The following is a 26689-nucleotide window of genomic DNA, read 5'->3' as shown; positions in this document are numbered from 1 at the left end:
TGCCCCGAACGAAAGACCCTGGCCCCGGCCTACGAGGTCACGGGCAACCGGAACGGCCCGGCGGATCAACGCGCGCGCCACTCCGGCGCGAGCACCGACCACACCTCAAGATCCTGCTTGACGCCCTTGTGCGTGCTTGCCTCGCGCAGGACGCCCTCCCGCTTCATGCCGAGCCGCCGCGCCACGTTCAGGCTGGGCCCGTTCTCGGAGGAGGCGACCCACTCCACGCGGTGGATGCCGCGTTCGAGGACCGCCCAGTCGATGAGGACGCGCGCGCCGCGCGTGACGAGGCCGCGTCCGGCCACGGCGGGCTCGAGCCAGCAGCCGATCTCGCAGTTGCCGCCGTCCGCGTCGAAGATCCGGAAGAGCAGGCCGCCGACGAGCGTCCCGTCCAGCCAGATCCCGTGCAGGCTTCCGCTGTCGGCGGCGCGTTTGTCGGCGTAGGACCTGAGCAGGTCACGGGCCGAGGCGACGTCCTTGATGTTCGAGCCGAACGAGATGTGCTGCCCGATGAACTCGCGGCCGCGCTCCAGATGGGCGAGGAACTGCTCGGCGTGCCACGTCTCAAGGGGCCGCAGTTCCGCGCCGTCGTCACCCAGGGAGATCGTGTACATCGCGCTTCCGCTCCTCGGCTTCTGCCTTCACCAGTGTGTCCAGCAGGGCGCCGTCCGCGGCCGGGTGCTGTCCAGGAATAGTCGCATGCGGCTCGCGGCACTCGGACGGCTCGATGCTGATGCGGGGCAGCCGGCGGTCGAGCCACTTGGGAAGCCACCAGTTGGCGCCACCGAGCATGTGCATTAGGGCGGGCACCAGGAGCGTGCGCAGGACGAACGCGTCGAGGGCGACGGCGGCGGCCAGGGCGATGCCGAACATCGCGATGACGCGGTCGCCGCTGAGGACGAAGGCCAGGAAGACCGAAATCATGATCACGGCCGCGGAGTTGATGACGCGGCTGGTCTCGGCGAGCCCGACCCGGACGGCCCGACGGTTGTCGCGGGTCTCCAGCCACTCCTCGTACATACGGCTGACCAGGAACACCTGGTAGTCCATCGAGAGCCCGAACAGGACCGACACCATGATCACGGGGAGGAAGGGCTCGATCGGGCCCGCTCTGCCGAGGCCGAGCATCTCGCTGCCCCAGCCCCACTGGAAGATCGCGACGACGACGCCGAAGGCGGAGGCGACGGCCGCGACGTTCATCGCGGCGGCCTTGAGGGGGATGCCGATCGAGCGGAAGGCGAGGAGCAGCAGGACGCAGCCGAGTCCGATGACGACGCCCACGAAGAGCGGCAGTTTGCCGATGATGACGTCGGCGAAGTCGTCGTAGCTGGCTGTGACGCCGCCGAGCTGCACATCGAGGGAGGTGCCCTTCTCGGCCGCGGGGATGACGTCGGTGCGCAGCCGGTCGACGAGCTCGCTGGTCTTCTGGGACTGGGGCGCGGACTTCGGCACGACGGTCAGGAAGGCGGCGGTGCCGCTGTCGTTGTACGTCGCCGGGGTCACGGAGGAGACGCCCTCAGCCGAGCCGATCATGGACTCCAGACGGCTCACGGCCACCTGGTCGCCGGCGCCGTCTATGGGCGTGACGAGGGTCAGCGGCCCGTTCACGCCGGGCCCGAATCCGTCGGCCAGAAGGTCGTACGCCTGCCTGGTCGTGGACGACGACGCGTTGTTGCCCTGGTCGGACGTGCCCAGGTGCAGGAAGAGCGTGGGTACCGAGAGCACCGAGATCACGCCGAGGGCGAGGCCGGCGAGGAGCCGGGGATGGCGCTCCACGAAGGCGGCCCAGCGGGCGGCGAGCCCGGTCGGCAGCTCGGGCTCGGGCCCGTGCGCGGCGAGTCTGCGCCGCTGCCGCCTGCTGAGCGCACGCATGCCGATGAACGAAAGGAGCGCGGGCAGCAGCGTGACGGACGCGGCGACGGTGAGGAGCACGGTCAGGGAGGCGGCGATCGCGACGCCGTTGAGGAAGCTGAGGCGCAGGATCAGCATGCCGAGGAGCGCGATACAGACGGTGGCGCCGGCGAAGACGACCGCGCGTCCGGTGGTGGCGACGGCGCGCTCTGCCGCCTCGTTCACGGGCAGGCCCTGTTTCAGGCCACGCCGGTGCCGGGTCACGATGAACAGCGCGTAGTCGATGCCGACGCCGAGGCCGACGAGCATGCCGAGCATCGGGGCGAAGTCGGCGACGGTCATCACATGGCCGAGGAGCACGATGCCGGAGGCTGCGGTGCCCACGCTGACCAGGGCCGTGGCGATCGGCAGGGCGCTGGCCGCGAGAGAGCCGAAGGCGAGCAGCAGGACGACGGCGGCGACCACGACGCCGACGATCTCGGCGACATGTCCCTGGGCAGACTCGGTCAGGGCGACGGCGCTGCCGCCGAGTTCGACCCGCAGCCCGTCGGGGGCGTTGCGCTCGGCGGCCTTGGCGGTGTCGACGAGACGTTGCGCGTCCGCTTCGGCGATGTCGCCGGACTGCTTGTCGAAGGTGACCGTGGCGTAGGCGGTGCGGCCGTCGGCGCTTATCTGGCCGGTGCTCTGTTGCTCGTACGGGCCGGTGACCGCGGCGATGCCGGGAAGGTGCTCGATCCTGTCGAGCGTGCGGGTCATGCGCTCTTTCACGTCGGCGGCGCGGACCATGCTGCCGTCCGTGTGCCAGACGACGGTGTCGCTGTCGCCGCCGAGGCCGGGGAATCCGTCGTTGAGGAGCTGGGTGGCGCGCCCCGACTCGGTGCCCGGTGCCTCGTAGTCGTTCGAGTAGGAGGAGCCCGCGACGGCCGCTGCCGCGCTCGTGCCGCCGAGGGCGAGAAGCCACAGCAGGACGACTACGAGGCGGTGCCGTGCACACCATCGTGCGAGTGCTGCCACGGACGTGCTCCCAGGGTTTGTGGATCTTCACCGGGAACAGCCCGCAAAGACACATGAGCAATGGCAAGCCACTCTTACAGCAAGAAGTGATCCTTTGTCGCTTTCGTGGCCTTAGTCACAAGAGTGCACGGAGTTCACGGTCGCCTTCCGGTCCGATGACGCTGCTCGCCTTCTGTGACCCGTCAGCCGAGGATCTGAAGTCCCGCCCAGAGCGCCACCGTTGACACGACCAGCGTCGCGGGGACCGTGAGCACGCCGAGCCGTGTGAAGTCACCGAGCTCGGGATACACGTCGTGGGCGTGGACGATGCGGCGCCACAGGAGCGTGGCCAGCGAGCCTACATACGTGAGGTTGGGGCCGAGGTTGACGCCGATGAGGACGGCGAGGACCGGACCCGGACCCGCGGGCCCCGCCACGGGGAGCAGCGCGAGAACGGCCGGAAGGTTGTTGATCAGGTTGGCGAGCAGGGCCGCCACCCCGGCGACGGCGAGCAGCGCGGGCAGCGACGAGCCCTCGGGCAGCAGCCGGTCGATGCCGTCCCCGAGCCCGTTGTCGACGACCGCCTTGACCACGATCCCGAGCGCGAGGACGAAGAGGCAGAAGTACGGGTGCGCCGACTTCACCAGCGCGAGCGGGGTCGTGCGCCGCTGCCCGAGGGCCCGCACCGCCAGGACGGCCGTGCCGACGATCGCCGCCCACAACGGGTCGATCCCGGCGAACGAGGTGACCACGAAGCCCACGAGCGTCAGGGCGAGGACGGTGAGGGTGAACACCGGCAAGCCGGGCGGCTCCTCGGCGTCCGGCTCGTGCGCGGGCGCCGCCAGGTCGTCGGCGAAGTACCGCCGGAACACCGCGTACTCGACGGCGATCGCGCCCAGCCACGGCAGGGTCATGAGCCCCGCGAACCGCGCGAAGGTGAGTCCGCTCGCGGTGAAGGCGAGCAGATTGGTGAGGTTCGAGACCGGCAGGAGCAGCGAGGCGGAGTTGGCGAGGTGGGCGCTCGCGTAGACGTGCGGGCGCGGCCTCGCGCCGATCCGGCGGGCGGTGGCGAGGACGACCGGCGTGAGCAGCACGACCGTGGCGTCCAGGCTCAGTACGGCCGTGATCACGGCGGCCGCGGCGAAGACCCCGCCGAGCATGCGGCGCGGACTGCCCTTGCAGGCCCGCGCGATGGCGTCGCCCGCGGCCTTGAACAGGCCTTCGTCGGCGCAGAGCTGAGCAAGCACCAGGACGGCGGCGAGGAATCCGACGACCGGGAGCAGGTCCCGCGTCTCGGCCCACGCGTGCGCGGGCGACACGGCGCCGACGGCCACGACGATCACCGCGGCGGGTACGGCGACGACGGCCTCCGGCAGCTGCCGGGGACGGACCACGGCGAAGCCGAGGATGAGCAGGAGGAGAGTGACGGAGAGGAGTTCGGCGGGGATGGTGCTCAACGTGCGACTCCAGGATTCGTACTCCCCCTGCCCCCCTCCGAAGTCCAGGGGCTCTGCCCGGGACCCCGGTCCTCAAACCGCCGGACGGGCTGGATCTCCGAGCCCGTCCGGCGGTTGAGGACACAGAACCTCAGCCCTCGGAGACGCCCAGCTTCTCCAGGATCAGCTCCTTGACGCGCGCCGCGTCGGCCTGGCCCCGGGTCGCCTTCATGACGGCACCCACGAGCGCGCCGACGGCGGCGACCTTGCCGCCACGGATCTTGTCGGCGATCCCGGCGTTGCCCGCGATGGCCTCGTCGACGGCCGCGCCGAGCGCGCCCTCGTCCGAGACGACCTTCAGGCCGCGCTTCTCGACGACCGTGTCCGGGTCGCCCTCGCCCGCGAGGACACCCTCGATGACCTGGCGCGCCAGCTTGTCGTTGAGGTCACCGGCGGAGACGAGCGCCGCCACCCGGGCCACCTGGGCCGGGGTGATGGGCAGCTCGTCGAGGGCGGTGCCCGACTCGTTGGCGTTACGGGCGAGCTCGCCCATCCACCACTTGCGGGCGGAGACGGAGTCCGCGCCGGCCTCGATCGTGGCGACGATCGGGTCGACCGCGCCCGCGTTGAGGATCGACTGCATGTCGTGCTCGGAGACGCCCCACTCCTCGCGCAGCCGGTTACGGCGCACGCGCGGCATCTCGGGCAGCTCCGAGCGCAGCTCCTCCACCCAGGCGCGGGCGGGCGCCACCGGCACCAGGTCCGGCTCGGGGAAGTAGCGGTAGTCCTCGGCGTTGTCCTTGATGCGGCCCGCCGTGGTGGAGCCGTCCTCCTCGTGGAAGTGACGGGTCTCCTGCACGATCGTGCCGCCGGACGACAGCACAGCGGCGTGGCGCTGGATCTCGTAACGGGCGGCGCGCTCGACGGAACGCAGCGAGTTGACGTTCTTCGTCTCCGAGCGGGTGCCGAAGGGCGCCTCGGGGCCGGTGCGCAGCGACAGGTTCACGTCGCAGCGCATCTGGCCCTTGTCCATGCGGGCCTCGGAGACGTCGAGCGCCTTGATGACCTCACGCAGCTCGGCGACGTACGCCTTCGCCACCTCCGGCGCACGCTCCCCGGCGCCCTCGATCGGCTTGGTGACGATCTCGATGAGGGGGATGCCGGCGCGGTTGTAGTCGAGCAGGGAGTGCGAGGCGCCGTGGATACGGCCCGTCGCGCCACCGACGTGCAGCGACTTGCCGGTGTCCTCCTCCATGTGGGCGCGCTCGATCTCCACGCGGAAGATCTCGCCGTCCTCCAGCTGTACGTCGAGGTAGCCGTTGAAGGCGATGGGCTCGTCGTACTGGGAGGTCTGGAAGTTCTTCGGCATGTCCGGATAGAAGTAGTTCTTCCGGGCGAAGCGGCACCAGTCGGCGATCTCGCAGTTGAGCGCGAGGCCGATCTTGATGGCCGACTCGATGCCGATCGCGTTGACGACCGGGAGTGAGCCGGGCAGACCGAGACAGGTGGGGCAGGTCTGCGAGTTGGGCTCGGCGCCCAGCTCGGTGGAGCACCCGCAGAACATCTTGGTCTTCGTACCCAGCTCGACATGGACCTCGAGGCCCATGACGGGGTCGTACGTCGCGAGTGCCGCGTCGTACGACATCAGTTCAGTGACGGTCACGGTGAGACTTTCCCTCTCAGCCCAGCAGGACGTCGTCGTCGCCCAGGCGCTTCAGCTCCCGGTAGAGGATCGCCAGGCCGGTAACGATGGCGGCGGCGGACACCGCGGCGTCGATGAGCCGCAGGGTGTCGTGATCGTTGCGGGCCAGCTTCGCCTGCTTCGCGACACTGATCGCGCCGAATGCAGTGGTCGCGATCGACACGTATGCGCCGGTCTTGGACTTCTTGAAGTTCTTGGCCTTCTTTGCCATGGCACTCACAGCGACGGAGCCTCCTCGAGCAGCGGGTGCCCCCACTTTTCCACGAAGGCGGCCTCGACGGCAGCGCCGACCTTGTACAGGCGGTCGTCCTTCATGGCGGGGGCGATGATCTGCAGCCCGACCGGAAGGCCGTCCTCCGGCGCGAGGCCGCACGGCAGGGACATGGCGGCGTTGCCCGCCATGTTGGTCGGGATCGTGCACACGTCGGCCAGGTACATCGCCATCGGGTCGTCGGCGCGCTCGCCGATCGGGAAGGCGGTGGTGGGCGTCGTCGGCGAGACGATCACGTCGACCTGCTCGAAGGCCCGCTCGAACTCCTGGGTGATCAGGGTGCGGACCTTCTGGGCGCTGCCGTAGTACGCGTCGTAGTAGCCGGAGCTGAGCGCGTACGTGCCGAGGATGACGCGGCGCTTGACCTCGTCGCCGAAGCCGGCCTCACGGGTGAGGGCGGTGACGTCCTCGGCGGACTTCGTGCCGTCGTCGCCGACCCGCAGGCCGTAGCGCATGGCGTCGAAGCGGGCCAGGTTGGACGAGCACTCGGACGGCGCGATCAGGTAGTACGCCGACAGGGCCAGGTCGAAGGTCGGGCAGTCCAGCTCGACGATCTCGGCGCCGAGCGACTTGAGCAGCTCGACCGACTCGTTGAAGCGCTGGACGACGCCGGCCTGGTAGCCCTCGCCGGAGAACTGCTTGACGACGCCGACGCGCATGCCCTGGACCGAGCCGTTGCGCGCCGCCTCGACGACCGGCGGGACCGGCGCGTCGATGGACGTCGAGTCGAGCGGGTCGTGGCCGGCGATGACCTCGTGCAGGAGCGCCGCGTCCAGGACCGTACGGGCGCAGGGGCCGCCCTGGTCGAGGGAGCTGGAGAACGCCACCATGCCGTAGCGCGAGACGCCGCCGTAGGTCGGCTTGACGCCGACGGTGCCGGTGACGGCCGCGGGCTGGCGGATCGAACCGCCGGTGTCCGTGCCGATGGCGAGCGGGGCCTCGTAGGCGGCGAGGGCCGCGGAGGAACCGCCGCCGGAGCCGCCGGGGATGCGGGTGAGGTCCCACGGGTTGCCGGTCGGGCCGTACGCGCTGTTCTCGGTGGAGGACCCCATGGCGAACTCGTCCATGTTGGTCTTGCCGAGGATGACGACGTCGGCCTCCTTGAGCTTGCGCGTCAGGGTGGCGTCGTACGGCGGGATCCAGCCTTCGAGGATCTTCGAACCGACCGTGGTCGGGATGCCCTCGGTGGTGAAGATGTCCTTCAGCGCGAGCGGTACGCCGGCCAGCGGGCCGAGCTTCTCGCCCGCGGCGCGCTTGGCGTCGACGGCGCGGGCCTGCGCGAGCGCGCCCTCACGGTCGACGTGCAGGAAGGCGTGCACCTTCTCGTCGACGGCCTCGATCCGGGCCAGGTGGGCCTCGGTGACCTCGACGGCCGTGAGCTCGCCGGCGGCGATCTTCGAGGCGATCTCGGCGGCGGTGAGCTTGATGATGTTGCTGTCCGTCATGGTGATTAGTCCTCCCCCAGGATCTGCGGCACCTTGAAACGCTGCTGCTCCTGGGCCGGGGCGCCGGAGAGCGCCTGCTCGGGGGTGAGCGACGGACGAACCTCGTCCGCCCGCATGACGTTCGTCAGCGGGAGCGGGTGGGAGGTCGGCGGTACGTCTTGGTCGGCGACCTCCGAGACGCGGGCGACCGCGCCGATGATGTCGTCGAGCTGTCCGGCGAAGTGGTCGAGCTCTTCGTCCTTCAGCTCCAGACGCGCCAGCCGTGCGAGGTGTGCGACCTCCTCGCGCGTGATGCCAGGCATGCAGCGATCCTCTGGGGTGAGTGAGTGTGGTTCGGGCCGGGGTCGGTCGTCCCATTCCCGTCGTCCGCCCGAAGGGCGGGTCGTGCGTCGTCCGGTGCGTGCGATCGCAAGGCGCCGGAGCGTCCTCGTGGCGGAGCCACGTGGACGCTTCGGCAACGCGGCGAGCGTGCGTGCCGGGCGTCGCACGACAGACGGGAATGGGACGACTGGCCCCAATCCTATGGGGCGCGGTGCCGTGCCCCCTAAACGGTTTCCCGTTCGGAGGTCCTGGCGCCTCAGGTCACCCCTGTACGGCTCAGTTGACCGTCTGTCCCGACGACTGGTCCTCGGCCTCGGCGGCGAGGACGGAGGGCCGCTGCCATCCGCGGGAGCCGCGTGCCCGCAGCCACGCCGTCGTCTCGTCCGGCGGCATCGCGGCGGCGACCAGCCAGCCCTGGACGGCGTCGCACCCGAGGTCGCGCAGGCGCTCCCAGGTCTCGTCGTCCTCGACGCCCTCGGCGACGACGAGCAGGCCGAGCGAGTGCGCCAGGTCGACGGTGCAGCGGACGATCTCCGCGTCCTCGTTGTCCACGGCCAGGCGGGCCACGAACGAGCGGTCGATCTTCAGCTCGCTGACCGGGAGACGGCGCAGGTGGACGAGGGAGGAGTAGCCGGTGCCGAAGTCGTCGAGGGACATCTTCACGCCGTGCCCGGTGAGCCCGGCGAGGGTGTCGGCGGCGCGCTGGGGGTCCTCCAGCAGGACGTGCTCGGTTATCTCCAGTTGGAGGGCGCCCGGGGGGACGCCGTGCCGGGCGAGCCGCGCGGCGACCGCGCCGGCGAATCCCGGGGTGTGCACGTCCCTCGGCGACACGTTCACCGCGACCGGCACGCGCAGGCCCTGTGCCCGCCAGCGGGCAACCTGCGCGAGCGCCGTCTCCAGGACGTACTCGGTCAGATGGGGCATGAGTCCGGACGACTCGGCGATGGCGATGAACTCGTCCGGCGGGACCTTCCCCCGTTCGGGGTGCACCCAGCGCACCAGCGCCTCGAGACCGGCGACCTGTCCGTCGAAGCGGACCTTCGGCTGGTAGTGCAGCTCCACGTCGCCCGCGTCGAGCGCGCGGCGCAGATCGCCGAGCAGGCCGAGGCGGTCGGGGGTGTTGGAGTCCCGCTTCGACTCGTAGACCTCCACGCCCGTACGGTCGCGCTTCGCCTGGTACATGGCGACGTCCGCGCGGCGCAGGAGCCCTTCGGCGTCGAGCGCGTGGTCGGGGAAGACGGCGAGCCCGGCGCTGGCCTCCAGGACCAGGGTGAGTCCGTCCAGGTCCAGCGGGGAGCCGAGGGCGGCGACCAGGGTGCGCGCCACTCGGGTGGCGGAGGTCGTGGAGTCGGCCACGGGCAGGAGTACGGCGAACTCGTCGCCGCCGAGGCGTGCGGCCTCCGCCCCGCGAGGCAGGGCCATCCGGAGCCGGTCGGCTATCTGGAGCAGGAGCCGGTCCCCCGCGAGGTGGCCGAGGGTGTCGTTGACCGACCGGAAGCGGTCCATGTCGATCAGCATGAGGGCGCTGCGCGCGCCGATCCGCTCGGCGTCGTCGAGCGCGGTCCAGGTCCGCTCCAGGAGCCACTGCCGGTTGGGCAGCCCGGTGAGCGGGTCGCGCAGCTGCTCCTCGGCGCGGGCCCGGGCGATCCACAGCGTCGAGTCGAGCGCGATGAGCGGGACGGCGAACAGCGGCAGCAGCACGGGCAGCGCGATCGCGACCACGCAGATCAGCGGGGCGATGCCGAGCAGCGCGACGCCGACGAGGCCCTGCCGGACGAGGGCCGTGCGGGCGACGGTGGGCAGGCCGGAAGTGCGCGGCGCGTGGGCGTACCAGAGCAGGCTGCGGGTGACCGTGAGGTAGGCGGCCGCGACGAGCGCCACCTCGGGGACGTTGAGGACCGTCCAGGTCTCCGGCTGCCACGGGGACTCCACGGACGGAACCTGGCCGAACACGGCGAGCACGAGGCCGGCCGTGCCGATGCCGATGATGTCGACCGCGCCGTGCAGGACGCCCTGGCGCCAGCGGTGCCGTCGGGCGATGCCGACGAGGACGACGACGGTGAGGCTGACCATGCCGGCGGGCACCCAGCCGTAGAGCAGCAGGACCGCGAGCGTCAAGGCCGCGCCCGAGCCGGTGCCGCCCCACCAGCGGTCGCGGCCGAGCGCGACGAGGTGGCCGACGATGATGCCGGTCAGTACGGCCAGGGACCAGCCGGCGGCGCCGGACGGGAAGAGCGCGTGGCTGCCGGTGAAGGCACGGTAGAAGCCGGTGCCGAGGACGGCGGAGGCGAGGGCGACGATCGATAGGGGCAGCATGGGCAGCGCGCCCAGCCAAGAGCGCTCCCGGCCGTCCCCCTCCTCACCGAAGGCCTCGCCGAACGCCCCGCCGAAGGTGCCGTACGCACGCGGCCAGCCGCCCGCGTCCCCCGCTTCGGTGCCCGTCCACCCGGAACCACCGTCAGCGGCGGCCCCGGTCCAGCCGGTCCCGCCGCTCACCGCCGCTCCGGAGCCGGTACCGCCGATGGCACCGATGCCCGCCCCGCCGTTCGAACCCGGGGCGGGCCAACCGGGCGCCGCCGCACCGGATCCGGGGACGCCGTAGGCGCCGATCCCGGCTCCGCCGTTCGAACCGGACGCGGGCCAGCCGGGTGCGGGCGCCGCGGATCCGGCCGATGCGCCTGCGGAGCCGCTCCGTCCGCTCTCGCCCTGCGCACCGGAGCCCGCGCGACGGCGCGTACGCCCTGCGCCGCGGATCCCGAACGCTGCGCGCCACGCACCGCGCCTGCTCACCGAATCACCGCGCTCGCTCCCGCCCGGACCGTCGTCCGCGGAGCGCGCCGCCGGGGCGGCGTCGTCCGCGGAGCGCCAGTCCCCCTGGTCCGTCTCACCGGTCTCGTCCTTCTCGCCGGTCTCGTCCTGTCCCGGCACGCTGCGCGCGGCCGGCGCCGGGCTCGCGGTGCCTCGCCACACGCGCCAGCGTGTGCGCAGCCGTGAGTCCGGAGCGGCGCTCTCGGTCGGTTCCATTCCCGTCCCTCTCACAGCCGGCGGTGCCCACGCCACGCGATCCGCCGCGGACGACTTCCGTCAGCGGTACCGCGTCCTCGTTCACTGCCCCGTGCCCGTCGTGGGCATGGGGTGCCCCATCCGCAGCCGGGCACGGCAGGCGCACCCCTCAACAGTAGGCCGCAGAAGGCTTCCAGGGGCAGCGGTCGCCCACGGTTGCCCGAATGCGCCCCGGCCACCCGTATGCATCTGGTATGCGCTGAACGGGTGGCCTTCAACCGCTACTCCTCGGTCGGAAGCGCCGCGTCCGCCGCCGCGTCCGGCCCCTGTTCGAGCAGGACGGCGAACCCGTCCTCGTTCAGAACCGGAACCTTCAGCTGCATCGCCTTGTCGTACTTGGAGCCCGGGTTGTCCCCCACTACGACGAAGGAGGTCTTCTTGGAAACGGAGCCCGTCACCTTGGCGCCTCTGCTCTGCAGGGCCTCTTTCGCGCCATCTCGGGTGTGGTGCTCGAGGGTGCCGGTGACGACGACGGTGAGGCCTTCGAGGGGACGCGGTCCCTGGTCCTCACCGGCACCCTCCTCCTCCATCCGCACCCGGGCGGTCCGCCACTTGCGCAGGATCTCGCGGTGCCAGTCCTCCGCGAACCACTGCTTGAGCGAGGCGGCGATGATCGGCCCGACGCCGTCGGTGGCGGCGAGCTCCTCTTCGGTGGCCTGCTCGATGCGGTCGATGGAGCGGAACTCGCGGGCCAGCGCCTCCGCGGCGACGGGCCCCACATGGCGCACGGACAGACCGGTGATGACGCGGGCGAGCGGCCGCTCCTTGGCCGCCGCGATGTTCTCCAGCATGGACAGGGCATTCTTCCGGGGCTCGCCCTGCTGGTTGGCGAAGACCGTGGCGATCTTCTCCTCACCGGTCTTCGGGTCCCGCTTGGGCAGGCCGCTGTCCTGGTCGAGGACGTACGCCCGGATCGGCAGCAGCTGCTCGATGGTGAGGTCGAACAGGTCGCCCTCGTCGGCGAGCGCCGGCTCGGCCGGCTCCAGGGGCTTGGTGAGGGCGGCGGCCGCCACGTAACCGAAGTTCTCGATGTCGAGGGACTTGCGGCCCGCGAGGTAGAAGAGGCGCTCGCGCAACTGGGCCGGGCAGGAGCGGGCGTTCGGGCAGCGGAGGTCGATGTCGCCCTCCTTCATGGGCCGCAGCGGGGTGCCGCACTCGGGGCACTCGGCGGGCATCACGAACTCCCGCTCGCTGCCGTCGCGCAGGTCGGCGACCGGGCCGAGGATCTCCGGGATGACGTCGCCCGCCTTGCGCAGGACGACGGTGTCCCCGATGAGGACACCCTTCTTCTTGACGACGTCCTGGTTGTGCAGGGTCGCGAACTCGACCTCGGAACCGGCCACGGTGACCGGCTCGACCTGTGCGTACGGCGTGACGCGGCCGGTGCGGCCGACGCCCACGCGGATGTTGACCAGCTTGGTGTTGACCTCCTCCGGCGGGTACTTCCAGGCGATGGCCCAGCGCGGCGCGCGCGACGTGGAGCCGAGGCGGCCCTGGAGGGGGATCTCGTCGAGCTTGACGACGGCGCCGTCGATCTCGTGCTCGACGATGGAGTGGCGGTTCTCCCCGAAGTAGGCGATGAACTCCCGTACGTCCTCGATGCTGTCGACCACCCTGTTGTGCCGGGCGGTGGGCAGGCCCCATTCGTGCAGCAGCTCGTAGGCCTGGGAGAGGCGGTCGATGTCGAAGCCCTCGCGGGCGCCGATGCCGTGCACGACCATGTGGAGCGGGCGGGTCGCGGTGACGCGGGGGTCCTTCTGGCGCAGCGAACCCGCTGCCGCGTTGCGCGGGTTGGCGAAGGGCTTGTCGCCGGCCTCGACCAGCCGCGCGTTGAGCTCCTCGAAGCGCGCCATGGGGAAGAAGACTTCGCCGCGGATCTCGACGAGTGCCGGGACGCGGTCGCCCTTGAGGCGGTGGGGGATCTCCGCGATCGTGCGCACGTTGGGAGTGATGTCCTCGCCGGTGCGGCCGTCTCCGCGGGTGGCGGCGCGGATGAGCCTGCCGTCCTCGTATGTGAGGTTGACCGCGAGACCGTCGATCTTGAGTTCGCACAGGAAGTGGTAGTCGGGCGTGCCGACGTCCCGGGCGATGCGGTCGGCCCAGGCGGCCAACTCGGCTTCGTCGAAGGCATTGTCGAGGGAGAGCATGCGCTCGCGGTGCTCGACGGCGGCGAACGACGTGGACACCGCCGCGTACGAACCCGCGACCTTCTGCGTCGGTGAGTCGGGCGTACGCAGCTCGGGGTACTGCTCCTCCAGCGCCTCCAGGGAGCGCAGGAGCTTGTCGAACTCGCCGTCGCTGACGACCGGCTGGTCCTTCACGTAGTACCTGAAGCGGTGCTCCTCGATCTGCTCGGCGAGCTGCGCGTGCTGCTCCCGTGCCGTCGCGGGCACCTCTGCGGGCTGTGCGTGCTGCTGTTCGCCGGCCACCGTCTCGTCCTCCCGTTTGTCCCTGTGCGGACCACGCCCCGTCACTCTGGGTTGTCCGCGAGTGATCTCGCCGCCCGGACGCAGTGGGCGAGCGCGGCGCGCGCATACGCGGGAGAGGCCCCCGCGAGACCGCACGACGGAGTGACCGTGACCGACTCCGCGAGGGAGCCGGGATTCAGCCCCAGCCTGCGCCACAGCGTCCTGACTCCCATGACGCTACCGGCAGGGTCTGACAATGGGCCGTCCGTGCCCGGCACAACACCGGCGAAGAGCCGCGTGCCGGCCTCGACAGCCTCACCGATCGCGTCGTCGTCACGTTCGGTGAGCAGCGAGAGGTCGAAGGAGATGGCGTCGGCGCCCGCGCGGCGCAGGAGGGCGAACGGGACGTCGGGGGCGCAGGAGTGCACGACGACGGGCCCGTCGTGGACCGAGACGACCTCGCGGAGCGTGCTCTCCACGAGCTGGCGGTCGACGGCGCGGTGGGTGCGGTATCCGCTGGCGCTCTTGACCTGGCCCCGCAGCACTGCGATGAGTGACGGTTCGTCGAGCTGGAGCACGATCTCGGCGCCGGGGACGCGGCGGCGCACGTCGTCGAGGTGGAGGCGCAGTCCCTCGGCGAGCGAGCCGGCGAGGTCGCGGCCGGCGCCCTCGTCGGAGAGGGCGACCTCGCCGTTGCGCAGTTCCAGGGCGGCGGCGAGCGTCCAGGGGCCGACCGCCTGCACCTTCAACGGCCCCAGGTAGCCCTGCGTGAACTCCTCGAGGGCGTCCAGGTCCTCGCCCATCCAGGACCGGGCGCGCCGGGTGTCGCGGCCCGGCCGGTCCCCGAGCCGCCAGCCGCTGGGCTCCACGCGCGCGTAGAGCTCGACGAGCAGTCCGGCGGTCCGGCCGATCATGTCGGCGCCGGGTCCGCGTGCGGGCAGCTCCGCCAGATACGGAAACTCCTCGACACTGCCGGTGACCGTCTTGGCCGCCTCGCGCGCGTCGCCACCGGGCATCGATCCGACACCGGTGGCCGGCCCCGGCCTGAACTTGCTGTTTTCGCTCACCCGCGAAGCGTACGTAACGGGGCCGGGGCCGGCTCAAGCGCAGGTGGACCGAGGCGATCCGTCAGCGGCCGGGGCGCACCGTGAGGTCGTTGACCTCGGCGTCGCGCGGCAGGTCGAGGGCCATGACGATCGTCGTGGCGACCGACTCGGGGTCGATCCAGCGGGCGGCGTCGTACGGCTTGCCCTCCTGCTGGTGCACCTTGACCTGCATGGCGCTGGCCGTGCGGCCCGGGTAGACCGACGTGACCCGCACACCGTTGCCGTGCTCCTCCTGGCGCAGGGAGTCGGCGAGCGCCTTCAAGCCGTGCTTGGAGGCGGCGTACGCGGACCAGTCCGCATGCGCGCTGAGGCCCGCACCGGAGTTGACGAAGATCACGTGGCCGTGGGCGACGCGGAGCTGGGGCAGGAAATGGCGGGTCAGCTCGGCGGGGGCGATCAGGTTCACGTTCAGCTGGTGGCGCCACGACTTGGGGGTGAGCTCGCCGACCGGGCCGAGGTCGACGACACCCGCGATGTGCAGCAGCGAGTCCACCCGGTCGGGCAGCGACTGGTGCGAGAACGCCCAGGAGAGCTTGTCCGGGTCGGCGAGGTCGCCGACGAGCGTGCCCGCGCCGGGGAACTGGGCCGCGAGTTCCTTCGCGCGGGCCGCGTCGCGCGCGTGGAGGACGAGTTCGTCCCCGCGTGCGTGCAGACGGCGCGCCACTGCCGCCCCGATACCTGATCCGGCCCCGGTGATCACATGTGTTGCCATACGGGCCATGCTCGCATTAGAGCGTGCCGACTTCCGCGGCGGCAGCCGCTGACGGGTGCGTCTCCAGGTAGGCCAGCGCGCCGGCGGGCTCATCGGCGAAGAAGACGAGTTCGGTGAGCGGCAGCGGCAGGAACCCTTCCTCGTCCATGCGGCGGAACTGCTCCTTGAGGCCGTCGTAGAAGCCCGCCGTGTTCAGCAGGACGACCGGCTTGGTGTGCTTGCCGTGCTTCTTCAGCTCAAGGATCTCGGTGGCCTCGTCGAGCGTGCCCGTGCCGCCCACCATGATCACGACGGCGTCGGCCTTCTCCAGGAGCAGTGCCTTGCGTTCGGCGAGGTCACGGGCGATCACCATCTCGTCGGCGTTCGTCCGCGCCTTGGCGGCCAGGAAGTCCACGGAGACGCCCACGAGGCGCCCTCCGGCCTCCTGCACGCCGTCCGCCACCACCTTCATGAGCCCGCTCTCCGAACCGCCCCACACGAGCGTGTGCCCGCCCTTGCCGAGCAGCTCGGCGAACTCATGGGCGGGTCGGGTGTAGCGGTCGGCGAGGTCGGCGGCGGAGAGAAAGACACAGATGTTCATTCGTCCTACGGTACGGGGGAAGAACGGCGCCCCTGCCGGCGCTGTCCCAGGTATGGCTGATGGACACACGATCACGATCGAGCAGGGCACCGGTTCCGTACGCGTCGTCCACGGCGGGGTGGTGCTCGCGCAGAGCACGCGTCCGCTGCTGCTGCGCGAGACGGGCTGTCCCGTGCGCTACTACATCCCGCCGGCGGACGTCCGCGTGGATCTGCTGACCCCGTCCGACACGCAGACGTACTGCCCCTTCAAGGGAACGGCGTCCTATTGGTCCCTGCCGGACGCCCCCGACGTGGTGTGGTCGTACCCGGACCCGAAGCCGGACGTGGCCGAGATCAAGGACCACCTGTGCTTCTACGAGGTGGAAATCGCCTGACCGCGTGATGAGTTCCGCCGGGCGGGGGAGTCTTCACGTTCATGGACAAGAAGACGAACTCCTCCGACGGCACGGCCATCGCGTACGAGTGCACCGGCGCGGGTCCGGCGGTCATCCTGGTGAGCGGCGCCCTGTCGGCGGGCTCGTCGATGGAGCCGCTGGCCGCCCGGCTGAGCGGCGGACTCGGCGCCGTCCCGTATGACCGCAGGGGCCGGGGCGCGAGCGGTGACACGGCCCCGTACGCGGTCGCCCGCGAGGTGGAGGACATCGCGGCACTCATCGACGCGGTGGGCGGCAGCGCGGCGCTGTACGGCATGTCATCGGGCGCGGCGCTGGCCCTGGAGGCCGCGGCGAGCGGGCTTGCGGTGACCCGAGTCGCCGTGTACGAACCCCCGTTCGCGGTCGACGAAGGGGGCGACAAGGAGCGCGCGGAGTACACGCGGCAGCTGTCCGGGCTGCTGGCCGACGGCCGCAACGGGGACGCGGTGGAGCTGTTCATGTCGCTCACCGGCACGCCCGCCGAGATGATCTCGGGCGCCCGGCGGTCACCCTGGTGGCCGGACATGGAGGCGGTCGCGCCGACCCTCGCCTACGACGACGCCGCGATGGGCGACGGTCTGGTGCCGCGGGAGCGGCTGGCCTCGATCACCGTGCCGGTGCTCGCCGTGGCGGGCGGGGCGAGCCCCGCGTGGATGCGCGAGGCGGCGCGGACGGTGGCGGAGGCGGTGCCCGACGGGACGTACCGCACGCTGGACGGCCAGACCCACGCGGTGGATCCGGACGCGCTCGGTCCGCTGCTCACCGAATTCTTCTCGGCGTAGGCCCGCGCACCCCGGAAGCGACGGACGGGACTGGGCGGACTAGGCCATGGCCTTCGCGCGCGTGGTCGTCGCGATCGTCGCCGAGCCGACCACACGCGTGCCGTCGTAGAGCACGATGGCCTGGCCTGGGGCGACGCCGCGTGCGGGCTCGTCGAAGGTGACAGCCAGGGTGCCGTCGACCAGCTCCGCCGTCACCGGCGTCTCGTCGCCGTGGGCGCGCAGCTGCGCGGTGTACGTGCCCGGTCCCGAGGGGGCCGTGCCGCACCAGCGGGGCTTGATGGCTGTGAGGGCCGTGACGTCGAGGGAATCCACGGGGCCGACCGTCACCGTGTTGTTCACCGGCGAGATGTCGAGGACGTAGCGCGGCTTGCCGTCGGGGGCCGGGGTGCCGATGCGCAGGCCCTTGCGCTGGCCGATCGTGAAGCCGTACGCGCCCTCGTGCGTGCCGATCTTGCTACCCGTCTCGTCGACGATGTCGCCCTCGGCCTTGCCCAGGCGCGACGCCAGGAAGCCCTGGGTGTCGCCGTCCGCGATGAAACAGATGTCGTGCGAGTCGGGCTTCTTGGCGACGGCGAGGCCGCGCCGCTCGGCCTCCGCGCGGATCTCGCCCTTCGTCGTGACCGTGTCGCCGAGGGGGAACAGGGCGTGCGCGAGCTGGCGGTCGTCGAGCACTCCGAGGACGTACGACTGGTCCTTGGCCATGTCGGAGGCGCGGTGCAGTTCGCGGGTGCCGTCCGGGTGCTCGACCACCTTCGCGTAGTGGCCGGTGGCGACGGCGTCGAAGCCGAGGGCGAGGGCCTTGTCGAGGAGCGCGGCGAACTTGATCTTCTCGTTGCAGCGCAGGCACGGGTTCGGGGTGCGCCCGGCCTCGTACTCGGCGACGAAGTCGTCGACGACGTCCTCACGGAACCGCTCGGCGAGGTCCCAGACGTAGAAGGGGATGCCGATGACATCGGCGGCCCTGCGGGCGTCGCGGGAGTCCTCGATGGTGCAACAGCCGCGGGCTCCGGTGCGGAACGACTGCGGGTTCGCGGAGAGGGCGAGGTGGACGCCCGTCACGTCGTGGCCCGCTTCCGCCGCGCGGGCGGCGGCGACGGCGGAGTCCACGCCGCCCGACATGGCGGCGAGGACGCGAAGGGGGCGGGTGCTCTGCGGGGTCTGCGAAGTCATAGCTCTAACAGGGTACGGGGCCGCGGGAACCGAATCCCGCGAGTATCCGTTGTGGATCTCGTACGACGTGAACGGGGGCGGGTCGTGGGAGCACAGGGAAAGTCCCGGCGGAAGTCCGGGGGCCGCGCGAAGCGCGACGGTGACCGGGGGGTCAGCCGGCGGACGCTGCTGATCGGAGGCGCGGCGACGGCCGTCGGTGTGGGCCTGCTCGCCCGCAGCGACCTGGCGCACATGTGGTGGCAGATGCCCGGCATCGACAAGCCGCGCAAGGCCGGCGAGGTCGACTTCAGGGGCGCGGAGTGGGTGGCCGCGGCGGCGGCGAACTGGCGGCGGGCGGACCGCCCGGCGGACTACACGATCGACCGCGTGATCATCCATGTCACACAGGGCAGCTACCAAGGCACGCTGAAGGTCTTCAAGGACCCGTGGCACGGGGCGGCCGCGCACTACGTGGTGCGCAAGGACGGGCACATAGCGCAGATGATCCGCGAGCTGGACGTGGCGTTCCACGCGGGGAACAAGGACTTCAACGAGCGCAGTGTGGGGATCGAGCACGAGGGGTTCGTGGACCGCCCGGCCGACTTCACGGACGCCATGTACGCGTCCTCCGCGCGGCTCACCGCCGGGATATGCAGGCGTTACGGGATACCCGTCGACCGGAAGCACATCATCGGGCACGTCGAGGTGCCGGGCACGGACCACACCGATCCGGGTCCGCACTGGGACTGGGACCGGTACATGCGCCTGGTGAAGCGCGCCCATGAGGAGGGGCGTACGGCCAAGGCGTAGGTCCGGGGCGCCCGGCATGATCCAGCCGAGAGCCCCCAAGGCCCTAGCTCAGCCCGGCCGTCCTGGCCCGCTCCACCGCCGGTCCGATCGCGTCCGCCACCGCTGCTACGTCCGCCTCGGTCGACGTGTGGCCGAGGGAGAAGCGCAGGGTGCCGCGGGCCAGGTCCGGGTCCGTGCCGGTGGCCAGCAGCACGTGGCTGGGCTGCGCCACACCGGCCGTGCACGCGGAGCCGGTGGAGCACTCGATGCCCTGCGCGTCCAGGAGCAGCAGAAGGGAGTCGCCCTCGCAGCCGGGGAAGGTGAAGTGGGCGTTGGCGGGCAGCCGGCCGCCGGGGGCCGGGTCGCCGCCGAGGATCGCCGCGGGGACGGCCGCGCGCACGGCGTCGACCAGGTCGTCGCGCAGGCCGCCGATCTCGCGGGCGAACCACTCGCGCTGTTCGGCGGCGAGCCGCCCGGCGACGGCGAAGGCGGCGACGGCGGGCACGTCGAGCGTCCCGGAGCGCACATGCCGCTCCTGACCCCCGCCGTGGAGCACGGGTACGGGGGTGTACTCGCGGCCCAGGAGCAGCGCCCCGATGCCGTACGGGCCGCCGATCTTGTGGCCGGAGACGGTCATCGCGGCGAGGCCGGACGCGGCGAAGTCGATGGGAAGCTGACCGTAGGCCTGGACGGCGTCGGCATGCAGCGGGACACCGAACTCGGCGGCCACGTCGGCGAGTTCACGGACGGGCTGGATCGTGCCGATCTCGTTGTTCGCCCACATGACGGTGGCGAGGGCCACGTCGTCGGGGTTGCGGGAGATCGCCTCGCGCAGTGCGTCCGGGTGCACGCGCCCGTACGCGTCGACGGGCAGGTACTCGACGGTGGCGCCCTCGTGTTCGCCGAGCCAGTGCACGGCGTCGAGGACCGCGTGGTGTTCGACGGGGCTGGAGAGGACGCGGGTGCGGGCGGGGTCCGCGTCGCGGCGGGACCAGTACAGGCCCTTCACCGCGAGGTTGTCGGCCTCGGTGCCGCCTGAGGTGAGGACGACCTCACTGGGGCGGGCGCCGAGGGATTCGGCGAGGGTCTCGCGGGACTCCTCGACGGTGCGTCGGGCGCGCCGGCCCGCTGCGTGCAGCGAGGACGCGTTGCCGGTGACGGCAAGCTGGGCGGTCATCACCTCGACGGCCTCCGGGAGCATCGGAGTGGTCGCGGCGTGGTCGAGGTAGGCCATGGTGGGCTCGATTCTACGAGCCCCGGTCCCGGTGCTTCGCGCCGCGTGGGGTCCCGTCCCACGCAGAGCGTTGAAGGGGTCAGCCCGTGAGGCTCCAGGACAGCGTGTGGTCGGTCGCGACGAACGCCGCGAGGACCGCCAGGTCGGCGATTCCGAGCCCCAGTCCGAGCAGCGCACGGCCACGGCGGGCGGTGCCGCGCATGAGGGCGAGGCCGGCGAGCACGATGGCGATCGGGCCGAGGAAGAGGTTGAGGACGAGCAGTCCGAGCAGCCCGAGGACGAACGAGGCGACGGCCATTCCGTCGGCGTCGCGCGCACCGGTGCGGGGCTGCTCCGCAGGGGCCGTCCCGGCCACGGCGTCCGTGTGGGTGCTGGTGCCGGTAGTGGTGTCAGCGGTGATGTTCATGGTGGTACCCCCTCTTGGTTCAGGCGTGATCAGGCGAGATCAGGCTGATGGTTCAGCGCTGATGGATCAGTGCTGATGGCTCAGTGCTGATGGCTCAGTGCTGGTGGCGTCGCCGGGCGGTCCGCTCGCGCACGGCGAAGACGACCAGCCAGATGCCGATGACGGCGGCGGCGACGAGGGTGACGGGAAGAGGCGCGTGGGCCACGGAGCCCAGCGCGACGCCGAGCAGAAGCAGGGCGGCTACGAGGAACAGCATGAGTGCCTCTCATGGTCGGGTCGGCGACAGTTGGGATTACAACCGTTCACTGACTCCCGAGTCTAGCGCGCGCACGGCTTCCGAATTACAGAGAACAAGTGTTAACTGCATGGCATGAGTCACACCCTCGGCATCCGGCAGGCCCAGAAGCAGAAGACCCGACAGGCGCTGCTCGACGCGGCGTTGGAGCTGCTCGAGGACCAGAGCCTGTCGAGCCTGGGGCTGCGCGAGGTCACCCGGGCCGTCGGGGTCGCGCCTACCGCGTTCTACCGGCACTTCGACTCGACGGCCGAGCTCGGCGTCGCGCTCGTCGAGGAGGCGCTCGGCAGCCTGCACGAGACGATCACCACCATGCTGACCACGACGGGCAGCAACGAGGAACGTCTGGGTCAGACAGTCGAGTTGATCGCCCGTCTGGTCCGCACGCACCCCTCCCACGTGCGCTTCATCGCGCGTGAGCGGCACGGTGGCGTCCAGCGCGTGCGGGACGCCATCGGCGGGCAGCTCGCGCGGTTCGCCGAGGAGGTGGCCGAGGGTCTTGCCGCGGACCCGGTGTCCGCCGGCTGGAGCCAGGACGACCTGCGGATGCTGGCGTGGCACTACGTCGAGCACATGGTGATGACCGCGTCCGTCTTCCTGGAGACCCCGCCGGAGCGCATGGACGCGGCGATCGACATCGCCACACGGCAGTTGCGCCTCGTCAACCTCGGCAGGGCGCACTGGCTGGACTGAACGCCGCCGGCCGCAGGCCACCGCCCACCGGCGCCCAAGTCCCCGCGCCCCCAGCCGGAACACGCCCTAGCCTGAAGGGCATGACCGCCGACTGGAATCTCGACCGCTCCTACGCCAGTTCGTCCGGTGACGTCGCCTGGGCCGCGCTCGGCCCTGCGGACGCGCCGCCGGTCGTCCTCGTCCACGGCACGCCCTTCTCCTCGTACGTCTGGCGCGGCCCGGCCCGCGCGCTCGCCGCCCGGCACCGCGTGTACGTGTGGGATCTGCCCGGGTACGGCGCCTCGGCCAAGCACGACGGGCAGGACGTCACCCTCGCCGCCCACGCCCGCGTCCTGACCGAGCTGCTCGGGCACTGGGGCCTGGACCGGCCCGGCGCCGAACCCGCCGTCGTCGCCCATGACTTCGGCGGCTGTGTCGCCCTGCGCGCCCGGCTGCTGCACGGCGCGCGCTACGAGCGGCTCGCGCTTGTCGACCCGGTGGCGCTCGCTCCATGGGGCTCCCCCACGTACCGCCATCTCGGCGCGCACACCGACGTGTTCGCCGAGCTCCCCCCGGCCCTGCACGAGGCGCTCGTGCGCGAGTACATCAGGTCGGCGAGCCACCGGGGCCTGCACCCGGCGACACTCGACCGACTGGTCGCACCCTGGTGCACACCCGAGGGACAGCCCGCGTTCTACCGTCAGATCGAGCAGAACGACCAGCGTTTCACCGACGAGATCCAGGGCCGGTACGGGGAGTTGGACCTGCCTGCACTGATCTGCTGGGGCATCGATGACACCTGGATCCCGGTCGCGCGGGGGCACGAGCTGGCGAAGTTGATCCCCGGCGCGGAGCTGCGGCTGATCGAGGGCGCGGGGCATCTCGTACAGGAGGACGCGCCGGCCGAACTGACCGGCGTCGTCACGGAGTTCCTGTGGGCGGACCGTACACGCCGGTGATCGCGGCGGCGCAGCGGGCGAGTTCGTCACGGATCTCGGGCGGGCCGACGACCTCGACGTTGTCGGCGAACGACAGGAGCGAGCGCGCCTCACGCACCTCCCCGTAGCCGAGACGCACGATGACCCACTCGCTGCGGCCGTCGTCGTCGGGCGGCGCCGTCAGCGCGTTGCCGCACAGCCGCAGGAACAGGTCGAGGTGGGTGCGCCGCACGCGCGCGGTGGCCTCGACGGCGCCCGGCCTGTCCTCGACCTGACGCTTCAACACGTCCCAGGCGTCGGCCAGTTGGACCCCGGGGCGCCGCCGTACAGACGCGTCCGTGAGGGTCGCCTCGCGCACCCGGTCCGCCCGGAACAGCTGGGGCTCGGCACGCCGGTCGGCGACGAGGTACCAGACCCCGGCCTTGGAGACGAGTCCGTACGGGTCGACGATGTAGGTGCGGGGTGTGTCGGTGCCGCTGTGCCGGTAGCGCAGGCGCAGACGCCGCTCGGCGAGCACCGCCTCCTGGAGCACGCCCAGGTCCACGGCGGGCATGGGCCCGCCCCTCCAGCGTGACGCCTCGACGAGGATGCGGCGGCTGGTCAGCTCGGCGGCGGGGCGGTGCGGCTCGGGCAGCGCGGCCATCACCTTGCGCAGGGCCGAGCGGAACGCGGAGTCGAGACCGAGCGCGCTGTGGGCACCCTGGGCGGCCAGGATGAACAGGGCGCGCGACTCGTCGGCGGTGAGTCCGGTGACGTCTGTGCGATAGCCGGGCAGCAGGGCGATGCCTCCGTGCCGGCCGCGCTCGGCGTACACCGGGACGCCGCTGGCGGAGAGCGCCTCGATGTCGCGGTAGATGGTGCGTACGGACACTTCGAGCCGCTCGGCGAGCTCGGGGGCGGCGACCCGCCCACGGGTCTGGAGCAGCAGCAGGATCGAGAGCAGCCGGTCGGATTTCACACGTCAGAGGATCTCGCGGCGCGCGGCGTCCGAGGGCGCCGGGCTCATCTCACACCCCGATCCGCCGCACGCCGTGCGGCCGAGCCCCGGTCAGCTCAGCTTCGCCCGCGCAAGCTGCCGGGACTGGGCCACCAGGCGGTCCTCGCTGTCCCAGACCTCGGCGTCCTCCTCCAGGAAGCCGCCCGCGAGGTTGCGGGTGGTGATGGAGACGCGCAGGGGGCCGGGGGCGGGGCGGCAGCGCACGTGGACGGTCAGTTCGACGGTCGGGACCCAGCCGGTCAGGCCCATCTCGAACGCGGTCGGGGGCAGCGCGTCCACGGCGAGGAGCAGGGAGAGCGGGTCCGCGTCGCGCCCGTCCGCGAGGCCGAACCAGGCCCGCATCTCGCCCTTGCCGGAGGGCGAACCGATCGCCCAGCCGAGCGTGGCCGGGTCGAGCTTGAGGGCGAGCCGCTCGGTGATGGCGGAGCTGCCCTTGATCGGCGTGGGGCCGTCCTGCGCGCCGAAGCACTGCTCGGCCGGGGGGAGGTGAGGGGGCTTCGCGGTGGTGCGGACGTCGTCCGGGAGCGCGTCGAGGTCGCCGTAGGAGGCGAGGACGCGGATCCGCTCGACCTCGGCGCCCTCGTCGTCGTACTGGAAGAGGGAGGCCTGGCCGGTGGAGAGGGTGCGGCCGGTGCGTACGACGTCGGTCCTGATCACGGCCGGGCCGGGACGGGACGCGGTCAGGTAGTGCGCGGAGATCGTGAACGGGTCGCTGTGCGGCAGTGCGTCGCCGAGTGCGCGGCCGAGCACGGCGAGCAGATAGCCGCCGTTGACGGCGCTGATGATCGTCCAGCCGGCCGAGAGGTCGATGTCGTACACACCGGGCTCGCGCCGGGTGACCGCGGTGTCGCGGTCGAACTCGCTGTCGCCGATGACCGCCTGCGCGGCGGACGATACCTGTGCCATGCAGGTACGGTACAACAGGAAACTACTAAGCGGTAGCTTTTATTGCAGGCCTAGCTCCGGGACCCCGGTCAGGGCGTCTCCTCCGGCACCTCCGTCGCCGACGACCTGCGGTGCCAGGCCCGCGGCGCCCGCCAGTGGTAGCGCATCGCGAGCAGCCGCAGCACGAACGCCGTGATGACCGCGGCGCCGCTGCTGAACGCGGACAGCACGTCGAAGCGGATGCACAGGACGATGATCGTCGACCCGACGATCGCCGGCACCGCGTACAGATCGCGGTCCCAGCGGACCAGGGACGGGACCTCGTTGGCGATGATGTCGCGCAGCACGCCGCCGCCCACGGCAGTCGTGAGGCCGAGCGCCGCGGAGGCCGTGAGCCCCAGCCCGTAGTCGTACGCCTTGACCGTGCCGGTGACGCAGAACAGGCCGAGACCCGCCGCGTCGAAGATGTTCACCGCGACCTGGGTGCGCTCCACCTCGGGGTGCAGGAAGAACACGAGGCCGGCGGCGACCAGCGGGGTCAGGAAGTACCCGAGGTCGGTGAACGCGGCCGGCGGGACGGCGCCGATGATCACGTCGCGGAACAGCCCTCCGCCCAGCGCGGTGACCTCGGCGAGAACGGCGATGCCGAAGACATCGAAGTTCTTGCGGACCGCGAGGAGAGCGCCGGAGATCGCGAAGACGAAGATCCCGACGAGGTCCAGCCAATGCTGGACGGAGGGGGTGAAGAGTTCCAGAAGCACCCGACATTGTTACGCACTGCCGGGTGCCCCCCCGAGCCAGGTGTCGAGCGTGGCCTACAGCGCGGGCTTGCCCTTCGTGTAGAGCCATGTCCGGAAGAGCCCGTCGAGATCCTGCCCGGAGACCTTCTCGGCGAGGCGGATGAAGTCGGCGGTCTGCGCGTTGCCGTAGCGGTGTGTGGCGGTCCAGGTACGCAGCAGCTTGAAGAAGTCCTTGTCGCCGATCCGTTCGCGAAGGACCTGGAGTGTCATCGCGCCGCGGTTGTAGACGGCGCTGTTGAACATGGTGTCGCGCTGCGGGTCGGCGATGACGCTCTGCCAGAAGGACGAGGAGGCGGGGACGGAGTTGTAGGCGGCGAGGAAGGAGTCATGGGCGCTGGAGCGGCCCTTGTGCTCGTTCCACAGCCAGGGCCCGTAGCTGGCGAAGCCCTCGTTGAGCCAGATGTCCTTCCACTGCCGCACCGAGACGGAGTCGCCGAACCACTGGTGGGCCAGCTCGTGCACGATCGTGCCTTCGGAGCGGACGGCGGAGTAGCTCGGCTTGGACTGCGTCTCCAGGGAGAAGCCGGCCTGCGGCATGTCGTCGACGACCGCGCCGGTCTCCTCGAACGGGTAGGGGCCGAACACCTTCGACCAGTAGTCGGTGACCTCGGCCGTGACGCCGTAGACGTCGACGTTGTTGCTGTTCTTCAGGACCGGGTCGATGGCTACGTAGATCGGAATGCCCGAAGGGGTCCTGCCGGTCTTGACGTCGAACTTCCCTATGGAGGCGGTCGCGAGGTAGGTCGCCATCGGCCGTGACTCGCGCCAGTGGTGCACGGTCTGCCCGCCCCGGACGTCGTACGTGTCGACGAGGCGGCCGTTGGAGACCCCGGTGAGGCCCTTGGGCGCCTTGATGCGGATGTCGTACGTCGCCTTGTCCGAGGGGTGGTCGCTGGAGGGGAACCAGGTGGAGGCGGCGTTGGGTTCGCAGGCGACGAAGACGCCGTCGTCGGTCTTCATCCAGCCGTAGTCGGAGCCGAAGACGATGGGGCCGTTGAGCGCCTCGGGGACGCCGCCGTAGGTGACCGTGACGGAGAACGTGCGGTGGTCGCGGATCGCGTCGCGCGGGGTGACGCGTATCTCGTCGCCGGAGCGCGTGAACTGGGCGCGTCTGCCGTTCACTTCGACGGAGGTGACGGTCAGCTTCTGGAGGTCCAGGTCGAAGGAGGAGAGGTTCTGGGTGGCGCGCGCGGTGACGGTGGTGACGCCGTCGAGGCGGTCGGTCGCGGGGTCGTAGGCCACGTTCAGGTCGTAGTGGGTGGCGTCGAAGCCGCCGTTGCCGAGCTGCGGGAAGTACGGGTCGCCGATGCCGTCCGAGCCGGGGGTGGGGGCCGGGGCCGCAGCGATCAGACAGAACGAGGCGGCCGCTGTCGCGACCGCTGCCAGACGTGCCGAACGGGAGAGTGCCATGAGTCGTCCCTTCGCGCGTGTTCCGATGT

General features: G+C 71.3%; 25 protein-coding genes. 5 read left to right on the top strand and 20 right to left on the bottom strand.

Going from position 1 to position 26689, the window contains the following annotated elements:
* Positions 1-65: 65 nt before the first annotated feature.
* The 12 genes from ACWFR4_RS22045 to ACWFR4_RS21990 all read right to left on the bottom strand — a co-directional run bounded on the left by ACWFR4_RS22045 (position 66) and on the right by ACWFR4_RS21990 (position 15888).
* The gene (locus ACWFR4_RS22045; RefSeq protein WP_453463862.1) at positions 66-614 is read right to left on the bottom strand and encodes a GNAT family N-acetyltransferase; all 549 of its coding nucleotides are present in this window, start codon (positions 612-614) and stop codon (positions 66-68) included.
* The gene (locus ACWFR4_RS22040) at positions 592-2865 is read right to left on the bottom strand and encodes an MMPL family transporter (protein WP_453654100.1); all 2274 of its coding nucleotides are present in this window, start codon (positions 2863-2865) and stop codon (positions 592-594) included. The genes ACWFR4_RS22045 and ACWFR4_RS22040 overlap by 23 nt, the downstream gene beginning before the upstream one ends.
* A 182-nt stretch (positions 2866-3047) precedes the next feature.
* The gene (locus ACWFR4_RS22035; protein ID WP_453654098.1) at positions 3048-4301 is read right to left on the bottom strand and encodes an SLC13 family permease; all 1254 of its coding nucleotides are present in this window, start codon (positions 4299-4301) and stop codon (positions 3048-3050) included.
* 130 nt (positions 4302-4431) lie between these two features.
* The gene (gatB, locus tag ACWFR4_RS22030; protein ID WP_453468778.1) at positions 4432-5943 is read right to left on the bottom strand and encodes an Asp-tRNA(Asn)/Glu-tRNA(Gln) amidotransferase subunit GatB; all 1512 of its coding nucleotides are present in this window, start codon (positions 5941-5943) and stop codon (positions 4432-4434) included.
* A 16-nt stretch (positions 5944-5959) separates the two neighbouring features.
* Positions 5960-6193: a hypothetical protein gene (locus ACWFR4_RS22025; RefSeq protein WP_100598271.1), complete on the bottom strand. Its 234-nt coding sequence runs from the start codon at positions 6191-6193 to the stop codon at positions 5960-5962.
* Positions 6194-6198: 5 nt separating this feature from the next.
* Positions 6199-7704, bottom strand: a complete 1506-nt coding sequence (gene gatA, locus ACWFR4_RS22020) for an Asp-tRNA(Asn)/Glu-tRNA(Gln) amidotransferase subunit GatA (protein ID WP_453468780.1) — start codon at positions 7702-7704, stop codon at positions 6199-6201.
* The gene (gatC, locus tag ACWFR4_RS22015; RefSeq protein ID WP_016642027.1) at positions 7704-8000 is read right to left on the bottom strand and encodes an Asp-tRNA(Asn)/Glu-tRNA(Gln) amidotransferase subunit GatC; all 297 of its coding nucleotides are present in this window, start codon (positions 7998-8000) and stop codon (positions 7704-7706) included. Before gatC ends, gatA begins: the two co-directional genes overlap by 1 nt.
* A 295-nt stretch (positions 8001-8295) precedes the next feature.
* On the bottom strand, positions 8296-10551 hold the full coding sequence (locus ACWFR4_RS22010; RefSeq protein WP_453468779.1) for a putative bifunctional diguanylate cyclase/phosphodiesterase: 2256 nt from the start codon (positions 10549-10551) through the stop codon (positions 8296-8298).
* Positions 10552-11303: 752 nt separating this feature from the next.
* On the bottom strand, positions 11304-13511 hold the full coding sequence (gene ligA / locus ACWFR4_RS22005) for an NAD-dependent DNA ligase LigA (protein WP_453654096.1): 2208 nt from the start codon (positions 13509-13511) through the stop codon (positions 11304-11306).
* 41 nt (positions 13512-13552) lie between these two features.
* Entirely contained in the window at positions 13553-14557 is a 1005-nt protein-coding gene (locus ACWFR4_RS22000) for a methionine synthase (RefSeq protein ID WP_453654094.1), read from the bottom strand.
* Between the two features lie 61 nt (positions 14558-14618).
* Positions 14619-15317 carry an SDR family oxidoreductase gene (locus ACWFR4_RS21995; protein ID WP_453461003.1) on the bottom strand — a complete coding sequence of 233 codons (699 nt, stop codon included), beginning with the start codon at positions 15315-15317 and terminating at the stop codon, positions 14619-14621.
* A 7-nt stretch (positions 15318-15324) separates the two neighbouring features.
* Complete coding sequence (locus tag ACWFR4_RS21990) at positions 15325-15888, bottom strand: LOG family protein (protein ID WP_453654093.1); 564 nt, start codon at positions 15886-15888, stop codon at positions 15325-15327.
* A gap of 52 nt (positions 15889-15940) precedes the next feature.
* On the opposite strand from ACWFR4_RS21990, the gene ACWFR4_RS21985 reads away from it, so the two are divergent.
* Entirely contained in the window at positions 15941-16264 is a 324-nt protein-coding gene (locus ACWFR4_RS21985; protein WP_453654091.1) for a DUF427 domain-containing protein, read from the top strand.
* 41 nt (positions 16265-16305) lie between these two features.
* Entirely contained in the window at positions 16306-17085 is a 780-nt protein-coding gene (locus ACWFR4_RS21980) for an alpha/beta fold hydrolase (RefSeq protein ID WP_453654089.1), read from the top strand.
* A gap of 39 nt (positions 17086-17124) precedes the next feature.
* Here ACWFR4_RS21980 and mnmA read toward each other — a convergent pair whose 3' ends face one another.
* Positions 17125-18255: a tRNA 2-thiouridine(34) synthase MnmA gene (mnmA, locus tag ACWFR4_RS21975; RefSeq protein ID WP_453654087.1), complete on the bottom strand. Its 1131-nt coding sequence runs from the start codon at positions 18253-18255 to the stop codon at positions 17125-17127.
* Positions 18256-18339: 84 nt separating this feature from the next.
* On the opposite strand from mnmA, the gene ACWFR4_RS21970 reads away from it, so the two are divergent.
* The gene (locus ACWFR4_RS21970) at positions 18340-19044 is read left to right on the top strand and encodes an N-acetylmuramoyl-L-alanine amidase (protein WP_453654085.1); all 705 of its coding nucleotides are present in this window, start codon (positions 18340-18342) and stop codon (positions 19042-19044) included.
* A 43-nt stretch (positions 19045-19087) separates the two neighbouring features.
* Here ACWFR4_RS21970 and ACWFR4_RS21965 read toward each other — a convergent pair whose 3' ends face one another.
* The 3 genes from ACWFR4_RS21965 to ACWFR4_RS21955 form a co-directional block, all read right to left on the bottom strand.
* Entirely contained in the window at positions 19088-20257 is a 1170-nt protein-coding gene (locus ACWFR4_RS21965) for a cysteine desulfurase family protein (protein ID WP_453654083.1), read from the bottom strand.
* A gap of 79 nt (positions 20258-20336) precedes the next feature.
* Entirely contained in the window at positions 20337-20555 is a 219-nt protein-coding gene (locus ACWFR4_RS21960; RefSeq protein ID WP_453654200.1) for a DUF4190 domain-containing protein, read from the bottom strand.
* A gap of 202 nt (positions 20556-20757) precedes the next feature.
* Positions 20758-20919: a hypothetical protein gene (locus ACWFR4_RS21955; protein ID WP_165914619.1), complete on the bottom strand. Its 162-nt coding sequence runs from the start codon at positions 20917-20919 to the stop codon at positions 20758-20760.
* 114 nt (positions 20920-21033) lie between these two features.
* On the opposite strand from ACWFR4_RS21955, the gene ACWFR4_RS21950 reads away from it, so the two are divergent.
* Both ACWFR4_RS21950 and ACWFR4_RS21945 read left to right on the top strand, forming a co-directional pair.
* Entirely contained in the window at positions 21034-21651 is a 618-nt protein-coding gene (locus ACWFR4_RS21950) for a TetR family transcriptional regulator (protein WP_453460956.1), read from the top strand.
* Between the two features lie 80 nt (positions 21652-21731).
* Positions 21732-22589: an alpha/beta fold hydrolase gene (locus ACWFR4_RS21945; protein WP_453654081.1), complete on the top strand. Its 858-nt coding sequence runs from the start codon at positions 21732-21734 to the stop codon at positions 22587-22589.
* Here ACWFR4_RS21945 and ACWFR4_RS21940 read toward each other — a convergent pair.
* The 4 genes from ACWFR4_RS21940 to ACWFR4_RS21925 all read right to left on the bottom strand — a co-directional run bounded on the left by ACWFR4_RS21940 (position 22552) and on the right by ACWFR4_RS21925 (position 26660).
* Entirely contained in the window at positions 22552-23526 is a 975-nt protein-coding gene (locus tag ACWFR4_RS21940; protein WP_453460951.1) for a helix-turn-helix transcriptional regulator, read from the bottom strand. The genes ACWFR4_RS21945 and ACWFR4_RS21940 overlap by 38 nt on opposite strands.
* A gap of 90 nt (positions 23527-23616) precedes the next feature.
* The gene (locus ACWFR4_RS21935; protein ID WP_405478439.1) at positions 23617-24471 is read right to left on the bottom strand and encodes a thioesterase family protein; all 855 of its coding nucleotides are present in this window, start codon (positions 24469-24471) and stop codon (positions 23617-23619) included.
* Positions 24472-24539: 68 nt separating this feature from the next.
* Positions 24540-25211, bottom strand: a complete 672-nt coding sequence (locus tag ACWFR4_RS21930; protein ID WP_453460949.1) for a trimeric intracellular cation channel family protein — start codon at positions 25209-25211, stop codon at positions 24540-24542.
* A gap of 54 nt (positions 25212-25265) precedes the next feature.
* Positions 25266-26660, bottom strand: a complete 1395-nt coding sequence (locus ACWFR4_RS21925; protein ID WP_453460946.1) for a M1 family metallopeptidase — start codon at positions 26658-26660, stop codon at positions 25266-25268.
* Between the last annotated feature and the right edge of the window lie 29 nt (positions 26661-26689).

The sequence above is a fragment of the Streptomyces sp. NPDC055140 genome (assembly GCF_053607285.1).
This window is presented reverse-complemented; position numbering and strand designations above follow the sequence as displayed.